17 protein-coding genes and 1 pseudogene are annotated in these 17,464 nt (G+C 65.8%); 8 read left to right on the forward strand and 10 right to left on the reverse strand.

Going from position 1 to position 17,464, the window contains the following annotated elements:
* Together ACFPOU_RS01430 and ACFPOU_RS01435 are read left to right on the forward strand one after the other, a co-directional pair.
* Positions 1–246 (forward strand): globin family protein (locus ACFPOU_RS01430; RefSeq protein ID WP_379716082.1); only part of this gene is annotated, 246 nt, incomplete at its 5' end.
* A pseudogene (locus ACFPOU_RS01435) lies at positions 246–368 on the forward strand (tyrosine-type recombinase/integrase); the annotation flags it as partial. The gene ACFPOU_RS01430 and the pseudogene ACFPOU_RS01435, both read left to right, overlap by 1 nt.
* A 430-nt stretch (positions 369–798) precedes the next feature.
* On the opposite strand, the gene ACFPOU_RS01440 reads toward ACFPOU_RS01435, so the two are convergent.
* Entirely contained in the window at positions 799–1,326 is a 528-nt protein-coding gene (locus tag ACFPOU_RS01440) for a sterol desaturase family protein (protein ID WP_379716085.1), read from the reverse strand.
* A complete protein-coding gene (locus tag ACFPOU_RS01445) occupies positions 1,319–2,095 on the reverse strand; it encodes a fatty acid desaturase (protein WP_379716089.1) in 777 nt (258 codons plus the stop codon). The genes ACFPOU_RS01440 and ACFPOU_RS01445 overlap by 8 nt, the downstream gene beginning before the upstream one ends.
* A gap of 818 nt (positions 2,096–2,913) precedes the next feature.
* On the opposite strand from ACFPOU_RS01445, the gene ACFPOU_RS01450 reads away from it, so the two are divergent.
* On the forward strand, positions 2,914–3,759 hold the full coding sequence (locus ACFPOU_RS01450) for a MipA/OmpV family protein (RefSeq protein WP_379716092.1): 846 nt from the start codon (positions 2,914–2,916) through the stop codon (positions 3,757–3,759).
* 140 nt (positions 3,760–3,899) lie between these two features.
* Positions 3,900–5,282 (forward strand): hypothetical protein, encoded by a 1,383-nt coding sequence (locus tag ACFPOU_RS01455; protein ID WP_379716095.1) that lies wholly within the window; start codon positions 3,900–3,902, stop codon positions 5,280–5,282.
* 92 nt (positions 5,283–5,374) lie between these two features.
* Here the strand turns inward: ACFPOU_RS01455 and ACFPOU_RS01460 are convergent, their stop codons facing one another.
* The 5 genes from ACFPOU_RS01460 to ACFPOU_RS01480 all read right to left on the reverse strand — a co-directional run bounded on the left by ACFPOU_RS01460 (position 5,375) and on the right by ACFPOU_RS01480 (position 11,326).
* Entirely contained in the window at positions 5,375–6,340 is a 966-nt protein-coding gene (locus ACFPOU_RS01460; protein ID WP_379716098.1) for an ABC transporter permease, read from the reverse strand.
* 3 nt (positions 6,341–6,343) lie between these two features.
* Positions 6,344–7,429, reverse strand: a complete 1,086-nt coding sequence (locus ACFPOU_RS01465; protein WP_379716612.1) for an ABC transporter permease — start codon at positions 7,427–7,429, stop codon at positions 6,344–6,346.
* Between the two features lie 5 nt (positions 7,430–7,434).
* Positions 7,435–8,964, reverse strand: coding sequence for an ABC transporter ATP-binding protein (locus tag ACFPOU_RS01470; RefSeq protein ID WP_379716102.1), 1,530 nt, complete (start codon positions 8,962–8,964; stop codon positions 7,435–7,437).
* A gap of 94 nt (positions 8,965–9,058) precedes the next feature.
* Positions 9,059–10,066 (reverse strand): BMP family lipoprotein, encoded by a 1,008-nt coding sequence (locus ACFPOU_RS01475; RefSeq protein WP_379716105.1) that lies wholly within the window; start codon positions 10,064–10,066, stop codon positions 9,059–9,061.
* A gap of 387 nt (positions 10,067–10,453) precedes the next feature.
* Positions 10,454–11,326: an alpha/beta hydrolase gene (locus tag ACFPOU_RS01480; protein WP_379716108.1), complete on the reverse strand. Its 873-nt coding sequence runs from the start codon at positions 11,324–11,326 to the stop codon at positions 10,454–10,456.
* 212 nt (positions 11,327–11,538) lie between these two features.
* Here ACFPOU_RS01480 and ACFPOU_RS01485 point away from each other — a divergent pair, with 212 nt between their 5' ends.
* A complete protein-coding gene (locus tag ACFPOU_RS01485; protein ID WP_379716111.1) occupies positions 11,539–11,847 on the forward strand; it encodes a YciI-like protein in 309 nt (102 codons plus the stop codon).
* Positions 11,848–11,877: 30 nt separating this feature from the next.
* On the opposite strand, the gene ACFPOU_RS01490 is transcribed toward ACFPOU_RS01485, so the two are convergent.
* Positions 11,878–13,044 carry an NHL domain-containing protein gene (locus ACFPOU_RS01490; RefSeq protein WP_379716114.1) on the reverse strand — a complete coding sequence of 389 codons (1,167 nt, stop codon included), beginning with the start codon at positions 13,042–13,044 and terminating at the stop codon, positions 11,878–11,880.
* Positions 13,045–13,286: 242 nt separating this feature from the next.
* On the opposite strand from ACFPOU_RS01490, the gene ACFPOU_RS01495 reads away from it, so the two are divergent.
* The 3 genes from ACFPOU_RS01495 to pcp are packed head-to-tail and all read left to right on the forward strand — an operon-like array spanning position 13,287 to position 15,576.
* On the forward strand, positions 13,287–13,979 hold the full coding sequence (locus tag ACFPOU_RS01495) for a DUF969 domain-containing protein (protein WP_379716117.1): 693 nt from the start codon (positions 13,287–13,289) through the stop codon (positions 13,977–13,979).
* Positions 13,976–14,932 (forward strand): DUF979 domain-containing protein, encoded by a 957-nt coding sequence (locus tag ACFPOU_RS01500; protein ID WP_379716120.1) that lies wholly within the window; start codon positions 13,976–13,978, stop codon positions 14,930–14,932. Before ACFPOU_RS01495 ends, ACFPOU_RS01500 begins: the two co-directional genes overlap by 4 nt.
* Positions 14,933–14,934: 2 nt before the next feature.
* The gene (gene pcp, locus ACFPOU_RS01505; RefSeq protein ID WP_379716123.1) at positions 14,935–15,576 is read left to right on the forward strand and encodes a pyroglutamyl-peptidase I; all 642 of its coding nucleotides are present in this window, start codon (positions 14,935–14,937) and stop codon (positions 15,574–15,576) included.
* 44 nt (positions 15,577–15,620) lie between these two features.
* Here the strand turns inward: pcp and ACFPOU_RS01510 are convergent, their stop codons facing one another.
* Together ACFPOU_RS01510 and ACFPOU_RS01515 are read right to left on the reverse strand one after the other, a co-directional pair.
* A complete protein-coding gene (locus ACFPOU_RS01510) occupies positions 15,621–16,523 on the reverse strand; it encodes a LysR family transcriptional regulator (protein WP_379716126.1) in 903 nt (300 codons plus the stop codon).
* Positions 16,524–16,533: 10 nt separating this feature from the next.
* On the reverse strand, positions 16,534–17,451 hold the full coding sequence (locus ACFPOU_RS01515) for a pseudouridine-5'-phosphate glycosidase (protein WP_379716129.1): 918 nt from the start codon (positions 17,449–17,451) through the stop codon (positions 16,534–16,536).
* Positions 17,452–17,464 lie beyond the last annotated feature (13 nt).

Below are 17,464 nucleotides of genomic sequence, written 5' to 3' on the forward strand. Positions count from 1 at the left end.
CGGTCGAATATGAAAAGCAGTATTTCCAGCGGCTCGCGAGTGTCTAGTAAACTCGTGGCGATTCATTTGGGTCTGGAGAAGGCGCATCTTGACCTCAAGATCTCACCAGAAGAATTCGACGAGGTGGCGGCCGAGCTGGGGCGCAGCCTTGACTTCGCCAAAGTACCTGCGCGTGAGAAGAGAGAAGTTCTCGCCGCCTTCGCAGCGCATAAGAAAGAGGTAACGGCTGGCTACAAGACGAAGTGATTTGGGCGATCAGAATAAGGTTACAGTTAGCCGAGCATTTGAAAGATCTGGCGCTATTCAAGTTGGCAATCGACAGTAAGCTCCGTGGCTGCGATCTTGTGAGTCTTCGCGTGAAGGATGTCGCACAATGCCAAAGCAGATCAGGTAGGTGTTTCAAGTTATATTGGCACGGGGGGGAGCCGCGTCTATGTACCGGCGGATGTCTGCTTCGGCATGGTGTCAAGCAGATCGGCGTCGATGACCCGTCGCTGCGGCCTGCACTGTAGGCCGCAGCGCTTGAACTCCCCGACCTGGCCGAGCGCTACTGTGCGTCTGCTTATAACGCTCTGGCGGCACTGCCGGCGCGATCCGCCTGGCGATAGCAGCGGCACGGCGCATTCACCGCGCCATTGGCAGCTAGCTCCGAGCGGGTGGTCCGGCGGTCTGGGACCAGGGCGTCTCGACCACTGGGATCCAAAGCCTGCTCTGCTCGGCCTTGCCCTGGGGGACGTGGCAGCAACACGCATCATCATGCGTGAAACACCGCGCAAAGACCTGTGGCAGCGCCCCTGATCAGTGCCCGGATGGACGCTGGTCCCGGTCCTCTCGGGCGCTGGTGGGAAGACCCCGCCTGTCGTCCTGCAGCTTCTTGCGCAGCTTGGCGGCAGACTCGGCATAGACGAATCCGAATGACACACAGCCATCACGACCCTTTACTGCGTGATGCAACCGGTGGGCCTGGTAGACGCGTTTGAGGTAGCCTTTGCGCGGCACATACTTGAATGGCCAACGCTGATGCACCAGACCGTCGTGCATGAAGAAATACAACACGCCGTAGATCGTTATGCCAATGGCGATCCACCACAATGGCCACAACCAGGCTGCTCCGAAGTACAGTGCAATTGCGAACGCGGCGAAAACAACGGCATAGAGATCGTTTTTCTCCAGCGCTGCATCATGCGGTTCGTGGTGGGACTGATGCCAGCCCCAGCCCCAGCCATGCATGATGTGCTCATGCGACCAGGCCGCAAACCATTCCATGAAAGCTACGGCCCCCACCACGAGCATCATGGGGATAAGGTAATACAACAGGCTATCCATTCCCGACCTCAGGATATTCCCGGTTGATTGTCGACCGGCGCTGCGCCGGCAGTTTCCACCACGGCACCGATGGTGCGTCGTGGTGCTCATAATGGTAGCCGAAATGAAAGCAGGTCAGCAGGGATGCGAAATGCGAAAGGTCGTTGCTGCGGGCGCGGTGCCGGTCGCCGAACGGTATGTCATCGACGCGGTGCGGACGATAGGTGCCGAAATAAAATAGCTGCACAGATGACAGCAGCGCTGGCAAAGCCCAGAACACTAACATGGTCGGGAAGCGCTCACGCAGGATGAGCAAGTACATGACCACGGCGACGGTGAGCATCCCGAATTCACGCCAGCCAAAGTAGTGGCGGAAGAATTTGAAGTACCACGGCCAGAAGCTCCTGGAATGATCGATATCGAAATCGGGATCATCGGCCGTGCCGGCATTGCGATGGTGGGCGTGATGGTTTTCGTAGAGCTTGTCGTACGAAAAGCCGGCATAGATAAAGACGCAGAAGCAGCCGATGGCGCGGTTCAGCCACGGACGTTGCGGCGCCAGTGAGCCGTGCATCGCGTCATGGGCGACAATGAACAGGCCAACGCTCAGCCAGCACTGAAGGGCAACGACAACAGGTGCCGCGAGCCAAAGCCATGTCGCCGTCCAGTCGACCAGGAAGATCGCGCCGATATGGACGGCCAGCCATGTGCCTACAACCAGGCCCGCAAGCACCAGCCCGACCGCTGTAGTAGCACTGCTGACCCGTCTATCGATCGTCGATGTCGCCATGTTGGATATCCCTAGGACCGAGCCTCAAGCTGGACACCAGCACCGCCAGCGTCGTACCCATGATGGCCACGACCAGTAGGCAGCCCAGTTCCGGCAGCAGATCCCTCAGGTCTTCTCCGCGCCAGAGCACCTCATGATAGGCACAGGATTGAAAATGAAACGTTTGATTCGTACGGACGAATGTTAACATAGATGTGCTTGCACCAGCGGGAGACGTCATTGGCAGCTGATCGCAAGAATGAACACCGCGACATTGTCCGCAGCGGGAACGTGGGTTGCGACGGCGACCAACGAAAACTTCGCGATCGCCTGCCAAAACCTGGCTGGCGCTGGCCGTGGGATCGCAGCGGGTTGCACTGGAGAACCGGGAATTTGCGGGGCGTGGCGCTGGGTCGCGCCGGCATGCTCCCGACATACCCCTGCTTGCCAATTTCGGCGCGGCGCAGCTCCATCCAGGTTGCGGTCTCGGCGAGACGGCGCGCGGTGGACATGATCGGTGCCGGAACGGCGAGCTTGCAGAAACGCGCACGGGGATGAATGCGGCGCCAACGCGGTTGGAAAGAATGCGTCCCATCCTGTCTTCGGCCCGTCGCCGCGACGTCCTTCGCAGGCACACCTTTGGCAGAGGCTGTGTGTGCACGATGCATCTGGCACGTTCGATATATCGCTCTCGACCGATCTTTAGACAGATGGCGGTGGGTCGTTGAGCGGACTTTTGAATGGCTTCACGGTTCCGCGAGCCATGAAAACACGCATTTCCGGGCGAGTACTTAAAATAGCGGTTCCGGCGCGCCGCGCCGCCTTTTTTCGGACACCGCATGAACCGTCACCTCCTTGCCAGCGTCGGCCTGGCCTGCCTGGCCGCGACCGCCGCCCACGCCCAGTCGTCCACCGCGCTCGCCGGGTCGCCTGCACAACCGCTGTGGGAGCTGGGCGTGGCCGCCGGCGCCGTCGGCACCCCTTCGTATCCGGGAGCGAGCGACCGCGAAACGCGCGCCTTGGCACTGCCCGTGTTGATTTACCGCGGCAAGGTGTTTCGTTCCGACCAGGGCGGCATCGGCGCGCGCGTGTTCAAGAGCGATACAGCCGAATTCGACATCGGCCTGGCCGCCTCGCTGCCGGCGGAGTCGGACGACGTCGCCGCGCGAACCGGCATGCCGGACCTGGGCACGCTGGCCGAATTCGGCCCGCGCCTGAAGCTGCGCCTGGCGCGCTTCGACGCCTATAGCGGCTTGCGCGCCGACCTGCCGCTGCGCGCGGTGATGGAAGTGCGCGGCGGCGTGCGCCACCAGGGCACGATCTTCGAGCCGCGCCTGGTCTACGAACGACGCAGCGCCGACGGCAAGTGGGCCTTCGACACCCAGGTCGCCGCCGTTGTCGGCGACGGCAAGATCAACCGCTACTTCTATGAGGTGCGTCCCGAATTCGCGACCGCCACCCGCGCCGCTTATAGCGCAGACGCCGGCCTGATCCTGGTGCGTGCCGGCGTCTTCGCCGCCCGCGTGATCAATCCGGACGTGCGCGTCTACGGTTTCCTGCGCGCCGAGAACTATGGCGTCGGCGCCAACCGTAACAGCCCGCTGCACCTGCGCGACAATGGCCTGTCGGCGGGCGTGGGGCTCATCTGGACCCTCAAGCGTTCCACCAGGCTCGCCAGCGACTGAGAACCTGTTCCGGCGGGGAGGAGAAGCTGGTGGCGTAAAGGACTCGGCGCTAGCTTTTCGCAAGACCTTGTTCATCCGCAATCCCGAAGGATTGCAGCAGGGAAGAATGTACTGTTTTCACTTCCTGCCAAGGAACGAACATGCGCATTCGCACCCTGTATCTCTGCTATTGCCTTTGCGTGGTCGGCGTGCTGCTGGCGCTGCCGGCGGCAAGCGCCGCTGCCGACCCCTACCTCGACCATAACGGCCACACGCCGCCCCGTTCGGACTATGCCGGGCCGCTTTTCAAGCTCAGCCACGCCTATCCCTCCGGACTGCCGGCACCCGCCATGCCCTGGCGCGCGGCGATTGGCAATGCACCGATCACGGTCGCGAACGCCCCCGTTTATGTCCAGGCGCTGAAAGACCATGTTGCACAGGACATGCTGGCCTTGCTGGCCGGCGACGGCGGCTGGGACCCCGGCCGGCGCGGCTGGTTCAACGACCCCTGGCTGGGACCGCAGCGCGAGGCGATCCACGGCATGCTGCTCGGCCACGAACGCGTCGACGACGGCCTGTTCAAGAAGAGCGGGCTGACGAAACCGTTCACGACCTATGTCATCACCTATTACAACCGCACGGCGGCGCAGACGATCGGCGCCATCTGGCGCGATCCGCATGTGCCCCGGCTGGGCGGCGGCGCCACGCAATATGCGGACGGCTCGATCACGGTGAAACTCGCCTTCACGACGGCCGGGCCGCACGACTGGCCGGCAATGCGCGGCGCGCCGAGCTGGCCCATGATGATGACGGCCAACGCCACCACCGGCCACTACGACCGTCCGACGCTGGGCAAGGCCTACCTGATGCAGCTCGATATCGTGGTCAAGGACAGGCAATCGGCGCCGCAGACCGGCTGGGTGTTCACGACCCTGGTCTACGACCGCGCGGCGCGGCCCGGCAGCGACGGCGTGTGGGACCAGATGGTGCCGCTGGGCGCGCAATGGGGCAACGATCCGCGTGTCGACAGCGCCGCCAATCCGGGCGCGCCCTTGTTCGAATCGTGGATCAACCGCAACGCGCCGCCGTACGCGCTCGAGACCCTCGGCTGGGGAGGGCGCCTGTCGGGACCGAACGACCTTGGCGTGAACGATCTCTCGGTCGTGGCGGCAGGGCGCCGCAGCCTGGTGCGGCGCGCGCCCAATTCGTCCTGCCTCAGCTGCCACGGCGCCTCGCAGTGGAACCCGGCCAATCCGGCCAAGGGCATGGCCTCGTTCATGATGCCGCTGGTGCCGCCCGCGCCGGACGCGGCCGCGAACGCCGGCGCGCCCTACCTGAATTCGCCCGCGCCCGGCGCGGCGGCCTGGCTGCGCTGGTTCCAGAACCGCGCCGGCGACGTGCCGATGGACGCCGGCAGCATCGCCGGCGACTACGACCTGGCGCTGACCTTCCGCGTACTGCCGGCCTGGCACGCAGCGCGCAGCGGCAAAAAGCCTCCGCCGCAAGAGCGCGATGCCGGCGCGCAGGCGCTGCCGCGCGACTAGACGTCGCGCTCCGCCAGGACGCAGGCAGGGCGCGGGCGCCAACCCGGGATGCACCGGTACCGCCTGCCGCCTACGCCTTTGCACCCTGCCGGTCAGCGCGATTTCACGAACGGCTTGCCTACCGCCTTCGGCGCCACCGACTTGGCCATCAGGCCCGCGAGCACGATCACGGTGACGACATACGGAATCATCTGGATCAGCGAGCCCGGAATGCGGCCCACCAGCGGCAGGTCGACGCCTTCGATCTGGATCTGCACGGCCGAGAAGAAGCCGAACATCAGGCAGCCGAGCACGGTCTGCAGCGGACGCCAGTTGCCGAACACGAGGGCCGTCAACGCGAGGTAGCCGGCGCCGGCCGACATGTCGCGCAAGAAGAAGCCGCTCTGGACGATCGCCAGGTAGGCGCCCGAGAACGAGCACAGCACGCCGGCGACCAGCATCGCCAGGTAGCGCGTCTTGTCGACCGAGACGCCGGCGGCATCGGCCGCGTGCGGATTTTCTCCGCAGGCGCGCAGGCGCAAACCGAAACGGCTGTGGTAGACCACCCAGTGCACGAGCGGCAGCAGGGCGAAGGCGAGGTAGACCAGCGGCGAATGACCGCCCAGCACACTGCCGTAGAACCAGCCGAGGAAGGGAATATCGGCGAGAAGCACGGTGCCCGGCAAGACGACGTCCGACAGGCGCGCCGCGCCCAGGTCCGGCGTGCGGCCGCCCTGCTGGAAGATGTACTGGGCGACGACGAAGGTCAGGCCGCTCATGGCGATGTTGATGGCGATGCCGGCCACCAGCTGGTTTCCTTTTTGGGTGATCGACACGAACGCCTGCACCATCGCGAGCGCGACGGAAACGGCGATGCCGGCGGCAATGCCTGCCCACGGGTTTTGCGTCGTGTAGCCGACGGCGGCCGACACGAAGGCCGAGGCGAGGATCTTGCCCTCGAGGCCGATGTCGACCACGCCGCTGCGTTCGGCGAAGAGGCCGGCCAGCGCTGCGAACATCAGCACCGGCGCGTTGCGGATCGTCGAGACGACGATGCTGGCGATATGGAAGTCTTCCATGGCTTAACCCTTGCGCGTTGCGTTGATCAGTTTCAGGACTGCCGGGGCATAGAAGTTTTCCATCGCGCCGCAGAACAGGATGATCAATCCCTGGATGAAGACGAAGGTCTCGACCGGGATGTTCGGTTTTTCCAGCGACAGGTCGAAGCCGCCCTGGATCAGCGCGCCGAACAGCACCGAGGACAGGAAGATGCCGACCGGATGCTGGCGTCCCATCAGCGCGATGGCGATGCCGACGAAACCGGCGCCGGCCGGGAAGTTCAGGCTCAGGTAGTGGGTCGAGCCCATCACCGAGTTCACCGCGGCCAGGCCGGCGAGGGCGCCCGAGATCAGCATCGCCACGATGATCATGCGGCTGATGCGCACGCCCGCGTAATGGGCCGCGTGCTGGTTCAGGCCGGTGGCCTGCAATTGATAGCCCCAGCTCGAGCGCGAGACCACCACGCCGTAGATCACCAGCGCCACGATCGCCACGGGCAAGCCGATGTTCAGGGGCGTGTCGCCGAAGAGGGGGAACCAGGCGTTCAGGGTCGGCAGGGCGGCGGAGTCCGCGAACACGCGGCTGGCCGGGTTCTGCTCGCCCTCGGGAATGAGGTATTTCACGATGATGAAATTCATCAGGCTGGCGGCGATAAAGTTGAACATGATGGTCGTGACCACCACGTGGCTGCCGCGTTTCGCCTGCAGGTAGCCCGGCAGGAAAGCCCACAGGGCGCCGAAGAGCGCGCTGCCCAGCATGGCCAGCGGGATCAGGAGCCAGGGCGGGAGCGTGGCGTCGAACGCGAGCACGGCCAGCGTCAGGCCGAGGCCGCCGAAATACATCTGGCCTTCGGCGCCGATGTTGAACAGGCCCGCCTTCATGGCGATCGATACCGCCAGGCCCGTGAAGATGAAGGTACTGGCATAGAACAGCGTATAGGCCAGGCCTTCCGGGTTGATGACGGCCGAGTCGACCAGGATCTTCATCGATTCGGCCGGGCTTTCGCCCAGCAGGTGGATGACGAGCGCGGCGACCAGCAGCGCCGACAGCAAGTTCAACAGCGGCAGGACGAAGCCGGTGGCCCAGCGTGGCAGTTCGGTGGTTTTCATCTGTTTCATGACTTGTGCATCCCGCCCATCAACAGGCCGATGCGGGTAGTGTCGAATGCGTCGATCTCCAGTTCGCCGGTGATGCGCCCGCCCGACATGACGACGATGCGGTCGGCCAGCGCCCGCACTTCTTCCAGCTCCACCGACACCAGGAGGATCGCCACGCCTTCGTCGCGCAGGCGCAGCAACTGGGTGTGGATCGATTCGATGGTGCCGATGTCGACGCCGCGCGTCGGCTGGCCGACCAGCATCAGTGTCGGCTGCGCCGACACTTCGCGCGCGATCACGACCTTTTGCTGGTTGCCGCCCGAGAGCAGGCCGATGCGCAGGTGGGGATTATTCGGACGCACGTCGAAGGCTTGCAGCAGGTGGGCGCAGCGCCTGGCGATGGCGTCGAAGTCGAGCAGGCCCCAGCGGTTCTTCACGCGGTCCTGGTAGCCGAACACGGTGTTTTGCATCACCGAGAAATCCTTGATGACGCCGTCGCGCAGGCGGTCTTCCGGCACGTGGCCGATGCCGAGCTTGCGGAAGGTGGCCGGCAGGCCGTCGGCATTCGCGCGGCGCCCGAAGGGCAGGGGTTTGCCTGCCAGCTCGACCTGGCCGGAGCTCGGCAGGCGCATGCCCGCCAGGATTTCCATCAGTTCGCTCTGGCCGTTGCCCGAGACGCCGGCGATGGCGACGATCTCGCCGGCACGCACGCTCAGGTCGATGTCGGCCAGCAGCTGGACGCCATTGGCGTCCTTCAACTGCAGATGCGATACCTTCAACACCGGCGCGCCGGGAGCGAAGGGTTCGCGCGGCAGGTTGCCTTCGATCGGGCGGCCGACCATCATGTTGGCAAGCTGCTCTTTCGAGGTGGCGCCGGTGGCGACGGCGCCCGACACACGGCCGGCGCGCAGCACCGTCACCTGGTCGGTGATGTCCATGATCTCCTGCAGCTTGTGGGTGATCAGGATGATGGTCTTGCCCTGCTCCTTGAACAGGCGCAGGATGTCGAACAGCGAGGCCGTCTCCTGGGCGGTCAGCACGGCGGTCGGCTCGTCCAGGATGAGGATGTCGGCGCTGCGGTAGATTTGCTTGAGGATCTCGACGCGCTGCTGGGCGCCCACCGACAGGTCGGCGACGGTGGCGAGCGGGTCGACGTCGAGACGGTAGCGGCTGCAGATCGCGCGCAGCTTCGCTTCGACTGCGGGACGCCTGGCGGCCAGCTTGAAGCCGCCCTCGGCGCCCAGCATCACGTTGTCGAGCACGGTCATGTTCTCGACCAGCATGAAGTGCTGGTGCACCATGCCGATGCCCAGAGCGATGGCTTCCTGGCTGTTGCGGATCGAGCGTGCCTGGCCGTCGATCAGGAGCTGGCCACTGTCGGCATGGTAGTAGCCGTACAGGATGCTCATCAGGGTGGACTTGCCGGCGCCGTTCTCCCCGATGACGCCATGGATGGACCCCTTGGCGACCGTGAAGCTGACGTCGGCGTTCGCTTGCACCGGCCCGAAGGCCTTGCTGATGTTGCGAAATTCTACGGCTGGCTGCATAGCGATGAGTAATGAAAAAGAGATTGCATTCATTTAAAAGCGCGCCGGACCGGAACATCCGGTGCGGCGCGCTCTTGTAGTGAGACGCTGTAGCTTAAACCGGGCAGCTGCCGCCGGCGCGGTAGTCGATGACCTTGATCTTGCCGTTGATGATGTCGGCCTTCACGCCATTGACGCGCTTTTCGATCTCGGGCGAGACGACCTTGCGGTTGTCCTTGTCCAGCACCCAGTCGACGCCGCCTTCCTTCAAGCCTTTATACGTGGTGCCGGCCTTCCAGGTGTTGTTCTTCACTTGCATGAACGAGTCGTACACGGCCAGGTCGACGCGCTTGACCATCGAGGTCAGCATCGAACCCGGGTACAAGTAGTTCTGGTTCGAATCGACCCCGATCGCCAGCTTGCCTTTTTCCTTGGCCATCTGCAGCGCGCCCATGCCCGAACCGCCGGCGACGGCGAACACGACGTCGGCGCCGCGGTCGAACTGCTGGCGTGCCAGCTCGCCGCCCTTGGCCGGGTCGTTCCATGCCGCGCTGGTGGTGCCTACCATGTTCGACATGATGTCGATCTTCGGCAACTGGGCTTTCGCGCCCTGGCTGTAGCCGCAGGCGAAAGCGCGGATCAGCGGAATGTCCATGCCGCCGACAAAACCGATTTTCTTGGACTTTGAGGCCATGGCGGCGGCAACGCCGACCAGGTAGGAGCCTTCCTGTTCCTTGAACATGATCGAGTTCACGTTCGCGCCCGGCGCGATCGAGTCGATCAGGACGAATTTCACCTTCGGGAATTCCTTGGCGACCTTGGCCACGGCCTGGGTTTGCGAAAAGCCGACCGCGGCGATCAGGTCGAGCTTCTTGCGCGCCAGGCCGCGCATGACCTGCTCGGCCTGGGTATCGCTGTTGGCCTGGACTTCGATATACGGGATGTTCGTCTCTTTCTTGAAGCGCTCGGCGCCTTCGAAAGCGGACTGGTTGAACGACTTGTCGAACTTGCCGCCGGCATCGTAGACGATACCCAGCTTCGGTGCGCCGGCGGGGGCTTGCGCCATCGCGCTGCCGGCGATGAACAACGCCGCAATCGTCGTGCTGAGTTGCTTGAATTTCATGAATGGGCTCCTGGAATTTCGATATTGTACCCGGCGCAACGGCTGCGTTGGCAGGGGCAACCTAGAGGCAAGGCTCGGCGCGCCTTGTTATTAGGCAAGGGCGCGGCGGCGGTGCCGTGCGGATTGTGTCAGTCCCCGACATTCCATGTGGTTACGATTTGTATCGCCCGATTCCTCCCAACGTGCTGCGGGCGCCGATTGTCGCGTCATCGCAACAGCAAACGGAGGGAAAGGCCGCCGTGCGCCGCGGGGCGCCGGGTAGCGACATCCGGCGCAGCTCAACCCGTCAAATATGCATCAGCCGGGCGATGGCAGGCAAATACGATTTTACTTGGCGATTTATTCGACAGAAATATAAATGCCGGCCAGTGCCGGCATCCTGTCGGCTCACGCCACAGTCTGGATGAGCTCGGGCGTGGACAAGGGCTGGCTGAAGCGCCCGGTGAGAAAGCCCGCGATGCGGCTTTGCGTCGCGTCGAGATAGGGGATGTTCATGTGATCGGAATCGGGCACGATGTCGTCGAGGATAAGGTTGGCGAGCTTTTCGCACAGCTGGTCGGTATGCGAGTGCGGCACGATATCGTCGCTGGCGGCGCGCAGCACATAGGTCGGCACCTTCAGTGAAGGCGCGTGCTTGATCGACTCGAAGCGGTGGCGCAGCATGTATTCGATCGGCATCGCGCGGAACTTGCGCTTGGCAATGGCTAGGATCGAATCGTAGGGCGTAATCAGGACCACCGAGTGGGCGGCGCGCTCTTTCGCCACCTGCACCGCCACGCCCGAGCCGAGGCTGCGTCCCACGACGGCGATGCGGCGCGCGTCGACCTGGCCGAGGGCGGCGAGCCAGTCGAACAGGGTGCAGCCGTCTTCGACGAGCAAAATCTCGTCGGGAATGCCGTGCGAATTGCCGTAACCGCGGTAGTTCAGCGCCAGCACCGTCATGTTCGGGAACAGATTGCCGGCGTCGCGCACGACCCAGGAGACTTCTTCCGACCGTCCGCCGAAATACAGCACGGCCGGACGCGGACCGGGAACGCGCGGCGTCATCAGCCAGCCGCACAGGCGGGTGCCGTCTTTTGCGCGCAGCACGATCGGGCGGGTGCGATGGCCGCTGCTGCGCGGGTTGTTGACTTCAGGCGTGATGGTCGGATTGAACACCAGCCGGCGCTGATTCGCGGCAACCGCGGCCGTGAGCCCCAGCCACAACACGCTGGCGAAACCCGCCATCCCCGCCGCCATTTTTTTGCTTGATGTGTTCATGGTGACAGTCTACCTCGGCGTTGGAATTTGTTCTGTGCGTCATGTCGCAATGCACTGCAGCATGAAAGATGGTCGGCGCGGTAGTGTGTTTTTCGCTACACATGCTGGGAACGCGCTAACCTGGCCTCCTGCAAGCCGAGGGCGCGCCGAGGCGTCAATCGCGTACCATGGGCAGGTCAGCTTGCCAATCCATCCACGAAGAAGGAATTCCCGTGCATTTCCTGCTCACCTATGACCTCGCCCCCGACTATCTGGAGCGCCGCGCCGAATTTCGCAATGCTCACCTGAAACTTGCCTGGGAAGCGCAGGCGCGCGGCGAACTCGTACTCGCCGGTGCGCTCGACGAACCCGCCGACCGCGCCCTGCTGGTGTTTCACTGCGACTCGCCGCAGACCCCGCAACTGTTCGCGGCCACCGATCCCTACGTCACCAACGGCCTGGTGCGCGCCTTCCATGTCCGGCGCTGGAACACGGTCGTGGGCGACCTGGCCGCCACGCCGGTGCACCCGACTGGGACCTGACTCGGCAGCGAGCGCAGCTGAGATAGGTTCTTAGCGCGGCACCAGTTTCAACACCAGGTTCTGCGAGGTCACGGCAAGCGCATCGATGCCGAGCACCGCGATGCCGCGCGGCATATTCAAGCCGCCGGGCAGGGGACCGAGCACGTTGTTCTGGCTGCCGGGCACCCCGATCACGGTCGTCACCGCGTTCGCCACATTGATGCGCCGGACGGTGCCGTTGCCGGTATCGGCCACGAACAGGCTGCCCCCGCCGTCGAGCGCCAGCCCGGCCGCGCGGCACAGGCGCGCGCTGCCGGCCGTGCCGTCGGCGCTGCCGCATTGCTCGGCCGCGCCGGCGATGGTGCGCACCTCGCCGTTCGGCGCGATTTCGCGGATCGTCGAATTGGCCGTGTCGGCCACGTACAGGTAACCGGCCGAATCGACCTCGATGTCCTGCGGTTCGCAAAAGCGCGCCGCGCTCCCGCGCCCGTCGCTGCTGCCGCAGGCACCGGCCACGCCCGCGATTGTGGTGACCACATTGGCGCGGTCGATGCGGCGCACCGTGTGGTTCAGCGTGTCGGCCACGTACAGATTGCCCTGGCGGTCGAGCGCGATTCCCTGGGGCGCGCAGAAGCGCGCATTGCGCGCGTCGCCATTGGCGCTGCCGCATTCGCCCGCCGCGCCGGCAAGGGTGGTGACGGCGCCGGCGGCGCTGATCCTGCGGATCGTCGAGTTGCCGGTATCGGTGACGTACAGGTTGCCGTCGGCATCGGCCTCGATCCGGGTCGGCATATTGAAACGGGCTCCCGTGCCGGCGCCGTCGCTGCTGCCGGGCGCCCCGACGCTGCCGGCGAAGGTGACGGCGACGCCCTGGGGCGAGACCCTGCGGATGGTCGCGCTGTTCTTTTCCGCGACATACAGGTTGCCGTCGGGTGCGGTGACGATGCCTTCCGGCGCGTCGAAGCGGGCGCTCGAGCCGGAACCGTCGAACGAGCCGCCGCAGGTGGGGCACAGGCCGCCCGCGATCAGGAAGACGCCCGATTCGCGGACGGGCGGCCCGTGCCGGTCGGGCTTGTCCGGGTGGCCGCCGTCGTGGTCGGAGTAACCGAGGCCGATTGCCACGCTGCCGCCGCAGGCGGCCAGCGTCGCGCACAGGACCACGGGACCCAGGCGCCTGGCGAAGCGGCGCAAGGCGTCCAGGAAGTCGGGCAGGCGCATGGTGTCTCCTTGTCGATGGCGGGGCATCCCGCCGCTTGTGAGCCGAGATTAATGTCCGATCAAGCCTCGAGTATGCGCGCGATCAAGCGTGCGCGGGTGCGCGGGGCGCGTGGCGGGGCGGGCGCTGCGCCGGCGCCACAAACCGCTGGGCCGGTCGCGCTGGCGGCGCGACGCGGCATGTTTCGTTCGCGCAAGCTTCATTCGGTTACACTTGCCGCGCCAATCACCAAGCCGGAGAATGCATGCAAACCGCCGTCAACCTGTGGCCGCTGCTGGGCGTGGCCGTCATCGCCGCCGGCTTCCTGCTGCGCGCGAACCCCGTGCTGGTCGTCGTCGCCGCGTGCGGGGTCACCGGCGCCGCCGCCGCGATGCCCGTCATGGGAATGCTCGAGTCGCTCGGCACGGCCTTCCTCAAGACGCGCAACCTGCCGCTGGTGCTGCTCTTGCCGCTGGCGGCGATCGGCCTGCTCGAACGCTTCGGCTTGAAGGAGCACGCGATGGCGAGCATCGCCAGGATCCGTTCCGCCACCGCCGGGCGCCTGTTGATCGTCTACCTGTTCCTGCGCGAGACCTCGGCCGCCGCCGGCCTCACCAGCCTGGGCGGGCAGGCGTCGATGGTGCGTCCGCTCGTGGCGCCGCTCGCCGAGGGCGCCGCCGAGGCGCGCAACGGAACGCTGCCGGACGCGCTGCGCTACCGCATCCGCGCGATGACGGCGGCGACCGACAACGTCGGCCTCTTCTTCGGGGAAGACATTTTCGTCGCCTTCGGGGCGATCGTCCTGATGCAGACCATCCTGCGCGCCGAAGGCATCGAGGTCGATCCGCTGCACATGGCCCTGTGGGGCATCCCGACGGCGGTCTGCGCTTTCATCATCCACGCCTGGAACCTGCGCCGGCTCGATGCCGCGATCGCCCGCGAAGGAGGTGGCCGATGATCTTCTCGCTGGACCTGCTGTATGCGCTGGTGGGCCTGCTGCTGGCGTTCGTGGCGCTCTTGACCGCCTTCGACCGCGCCCACCCGCGCCGTTTCACGTCGGCCCTGTTCTGGGGACTGTACGCGGCCGTCTATCTGGCCGGCGACTTCATGGCGCCGGCGCTGGCCGGTGCCTTGATGATCGCGATGGCGCTGCTGGCCGGCTGCGGCCTGGTGACACCGGGCAGGCACGGCACGCTCGAAGCGGATGCGCGCCGCGCCAGCGCTGCGCGCCTGGGCAACCGGTTGTTCCTGCCGGCGCTGGTGGTGCCGCTCGTGACGGTGCTGGGCGCGACCGTCCTGAAAGACGTGCACATCGGCCGCTTCGCCCTGTTCGACCAGGCCCACCTGACGCTGGCCAGCCTCGGCCTGGGCTCCCTGCTGGCCCTGGGCGCGGCTTGCTGGCTGACGCGCGCCAGTCCCGTGCAGGGCCTGCGCGAGTCGCGGCGCCTGATCGACGCCATGAGCTGGGCGGTGACGCTGCCGCACATGCTGGCCGTACTGGGCCTGCTGTTCGCGCAGGCCGGCGTCGGCAAGGCGGTGGCCGAGGTGACCACCGCCTGGTTCGCGGTCGATTCGCGCTTCGCCGCGGTGGCCCTGTATTGCATCGGCATGGCGCTGTTTACTGTCATCATGGGCAATGGCTTTGCAGCCTTTCCGGTGATCGCCGGCGGCATCGGGGTCCCGGTGCTGGTGGGGCAGTACGATGCCAATCCGGCGGTGATGGCTGCCATCGGCATGTTCAGCGCGTATTGCGGTACCCTGATGACACCGATGGCCGCGAACTTTAATATCGTCCCCGCGGCCTTGTTGGAGTTGCCTGACAAAAACGCGGTGATCAAGGCGCAAATCCCGACGGCGCTGCCCTTGCTGGCGGCGAACATCGTCCTCCTCTACTTCCTGATGAATCGATAGCCATGAAAAAAACGGTGCTGCTGACGGGTTTCGAACCGTTCAACGGAGCGACGATCAATCCGGCCTGGGAGGCGGTGCGCTCGTTCAAGGGCTGGGTGGACGAGGACTACCTGGTCGAAATCCTGCAGCTGCCCTGCGTGTTCGGCCAGGCCAACCGGGTGCTGTGCGGGGCGGTCGACGAGATCAGGCCGGACGTCGTGCTCTGCGTCGGCCAGGCCGGCGGGCGCGCCGACCTGACGGTGGAGCGGGTCGCGATCAATGTCGACGATGCGCCGATCGTGGACAACGGCGGGCAGCAGCCGGTCGATGCGCCGATCGCCGAGGACGGCCCGGCGGCGTATTTTGCGACGCTGCCGGTGAAGGCGATCGTCGGCGCCATGCGCGCGCGCGGGCTGCAAGCGTCGGTGTCGCAGAGCGCCGGGACGTTCGTGTGCAATCACGTCTTCTATGGCTTGCTGCATCACCTGCAAGGGCGGGCGGCGGTCGGCGGCGTCGTACACGTGCCGTATCTGCCGGAGCAGGCGGCGAGCGGGGCAGTGCCGTCGATGCCGCTGGCGCAGATCGTCGAGGGCTTGCGGGTGGCGATGGAAGTGGCGGTGCGCGGCGGCGGCGCGCACGCTCAGGCCAGCGGGGCTACCCATTGACCTAGCAGTCCGGGTGCCGGTGCGCCGCGCCGGACGAGGGCGCGTCAATCCCCGTCCGGTTTCAGGATTTTCAGGAAGGCGCGCACCACCGGCGCGTCGTCCTGGCTCGTGTAGGTGATATATAAGTTCGCCGACGGCGCATGCGTCCGGATCGGCAGGAAGGCCACCCCCGGCCAGCCGATCCGGCTGGTGGTCTCGGGCATCAAGGCCACGCCAAGGCCCGCTCCCACCATCGCCAGCAGCGTCTGCGGCTCGGCCGCTTCCTGGAAAATCGTCGGCTGGAATCCCGCGTTGACGCAGCACTGGACCAGGTAGCGCGGCTCGGCCGACTGATTCAGGCGCAGCGTCAGCATCGGTTCGCTGGCGATGTCGATCAGGTCGATCGCCTCGCGCGCGGCCAGCGCATGCCCCTTGTGCACGGCCACGCAGACGTCCTCGCGAAAGCACAGTTCCTGGTGCAGGCGGGCGTTCCTCAGCGCTTCCTCCTCGAGCCGCGGCTCGCGCCAGAAGCCCACGTCGATCTGCTTGGCGCGCAGCGCCTCGAACTGTTCGTCGGGGCCGAGTTCGTGGATGGTCCAGGTCACGCGCGGGAACTCGCTCTGGAAGCGTTCCAGCAGGCTCGGGATCGGCCCCCACATCGCCGAGCCGACGATGCCCACGCGCAGCCGGCCCACTTCGCCGCGGTCGATCTGGCGGATGGTGTCGATCGTCATGCGCATCCGGCCCAGCAAATCCGACGCTTCCGCCATCAGCGCCCTGCCGGCCACGGTCAGCTCGAAGCTGCGCGTGGTGCGCGCGAACAGGCGCACGCCGAGTTCGGCTTCCAGCTTCATGATCTGCTGGGACAGGGGCGGCTGCGAGATGTGCAGGCGCTCGGCGGCGCGGCTGAAGCTTTTTTCCTCGGCCACGGCCAGGAAGTATTTCAGCTGTTTCAGGTCGATCGACATGGCCGGTCGATCACGCCGGGTGGGCGTGCAGGGCCACGGCCAGGCGCGCGCCGACCAGGGCGTTGTGCTCGACCAGGGCGATGTTCGTCGCCAGGCTGCGCCCCCCGGTCAGCGCCTTGATGCGCGCGAGCAGGAAGGGCGTCACGTTCTTGCCGGTCACGCCCTGCCGCTTCGCTTCTTCCAGCGCCTGTTCGGTGATGCGGTCGATTTCCTCTTTCGGCATCGCGAACTGCTCCGGCACGGGATTGCCGACCACGACGCCGCCCTCCAGGCCCAGCTGCCACTTGGTGCGGATGAAGCCGGCCTGGCTGGCGGGGCTGTCGAGCCGGAAGTCGGCGTCGAAGCCGCTGTCGCGCGTGAAGAAGGCCGGGAAGCCAGGCTGGCCGACGCCGACCACCGGCACGCCGTGGGTTTCCAGGTATTCGAGGGTGAGGCCGATGTCGAGGATCGACTTGACGCCGGCGCAGACCACGGCGACGCTGGTCCTGGCCAGTTCCTGCAGGTCGGCCGAAATGTCGAAGCTCGTCGCGGCGCCGCGGTGCACGCCGCCGATGCCGCCGGTGACGAAAACCTCGATGCCGGCCAGCTTCGCACAGATCATGGTCGCCGCCACCGTGGTCGCGCCCAGCAGGCGCTGCGACAGCACGTAGGCCAGGTCGCGCCGGCTCACCTTGACGGCATCGGGCGCGGTGCCGAGCCGTTCCAGCTGTTCGCTCGACAAGCCGATGCAGACCTTGCCGTCCATGATGGCGATCGTGGCCGGCACGGCGCCGGCCTCGCGGATGACCTGTTCGACCCGGCGCGCGGTCTGGACGTTCTGCGGATAGGGCATGCCGTGCGAGATGATGGTCGACTCGAGCGCGACGACGGGGAGGCCGGCGTTGCGGGCGGCGGCGACTTCGGGGGAAAACAGCAGGAAGGAGTGCATGGAAATTCCGATT

The organism is Massilia jejuensis (assembly GCF_042656795.1).
Classification (GTDB): domain Bacteria; phylum Pseudomonadota; class Gammaproteobacteria; order Burkholderiales; family Burkholderiaceae_D; genus Telluria; species Telluria jejuensis.

Excerpts from the sequence above, each read along its gene's own strand:
- ACFPOU_RS01465 (WP_379716612.1), bottom strand. The coding sequence starts at position 7,429 with ATGAAAACCACCGAACTGCCACGCTGGGCCACCGGCTTCGTCCTGCCG.
- ACFPOU_RS01495 (WP_379716117.1), top strand. The coding sequence starts at position 13,287 with ATGCAAACCGCCGTCAACCTGTGGCCGCTGCTGGGCGTGGCCGTCATC.
- ACFPOU_RS01500 (WP_379716120.1), top strand. The coding sequence starts at position 13,976 with ATGATCTTCTCGCTGGACCTGCTGTATGCGCTGGTGGGCCTGCTGCTG.
- ACFPOU_RS01450 (WP_379716092.1), top strand. The coding sequence starts at position 2,914 with ATGAACCGTCACCTCCTTGCCAGCGTCGGCCTGGCCTGCCTGGCCGCG.
- ACFPOU_RS01460 (WP_379716098.1), bottom strand. The coding sequence starts at position 6,340 with ATGGAAGACTTCCATATCGCCAGCATCGTCGTCTCGACGATCCGCAAC.
- ACFPOU_RS01440 (WP_379716085.1), bottom strand. The coding sequence starts at position 1,326 with ATGGATAGCCTGTTGTATTACCTTATCCCCATGATGCTCGTGGTGGGG.
- ACFPOU_RS01480 (WP_379716108.1), bottom strand. The coding sequence starts at position 11,326 with ATGAACACATCAAGCAAAAAAATGGCGGCGGGGATGGCGGGTTTCGCC.
- ACFPOU_RS01455 (WP_379716095.1), top strand. The coding sequence starts at position 3,900 with ATGCGCATTCGCACCCTGTATCTCTGCTATTGCCTTTGCGTGGTCGGC.
- ACFPOU_RS01445 (WP_379716089.1), bottom strand. The coding sequence starts at position 2,095 with ATGGCGACATCGACGATCGATAGACGGGTCAGCAGTGCTACTACAGCG.
- ACFPOU_RS01515 (WP_379716129.1), bottom strand. The coding sequence starts at position 17,451 with ATGCACTCCTTCCTGCTGTTTTCCCCCGAAGTCGCCGCCGCCCGCAAC.
- pcp (WP_379716123.1), top strand. The coding sequence starts at position 14,935 with ATGAAAAAAACGGTGCTGCTGACGGGTTTCGAACCGTTCAACGGAGCG.
- ACFPOU_RS01470 (WP_379716102.1), bottom strand. The coding sequence starts at position 8,964 with ATGCAGCCAGCCGTAGAATTTCGCAACATCAGCAAGGCCTTCGGGCCG.
- ACFPOU_RS01475 (WP_379716105.1), bottom strand. The coding sequence starts at position 10,066 with ATGAAATTCAAGCAACTCAGCACGACGATTGCGGCGTTGTTCATCGCC.
- ACFPOU_RS01510 (WP_379716126.1), bottom strand. The coding sequence starts at position 16,523 with ATGTCGATCGACCTGAAACAGCTGAAATACTTCCTGGCCGTGGCCGAG.
- ACFPOU_RS01490 (WP_379716114.1), bottom strand. The coding sequence starts at position 13,044 with ATGCGCCTGCCCGACTTCCTGGACGCCTTGCGCCGCTTCGCCAGGCGC.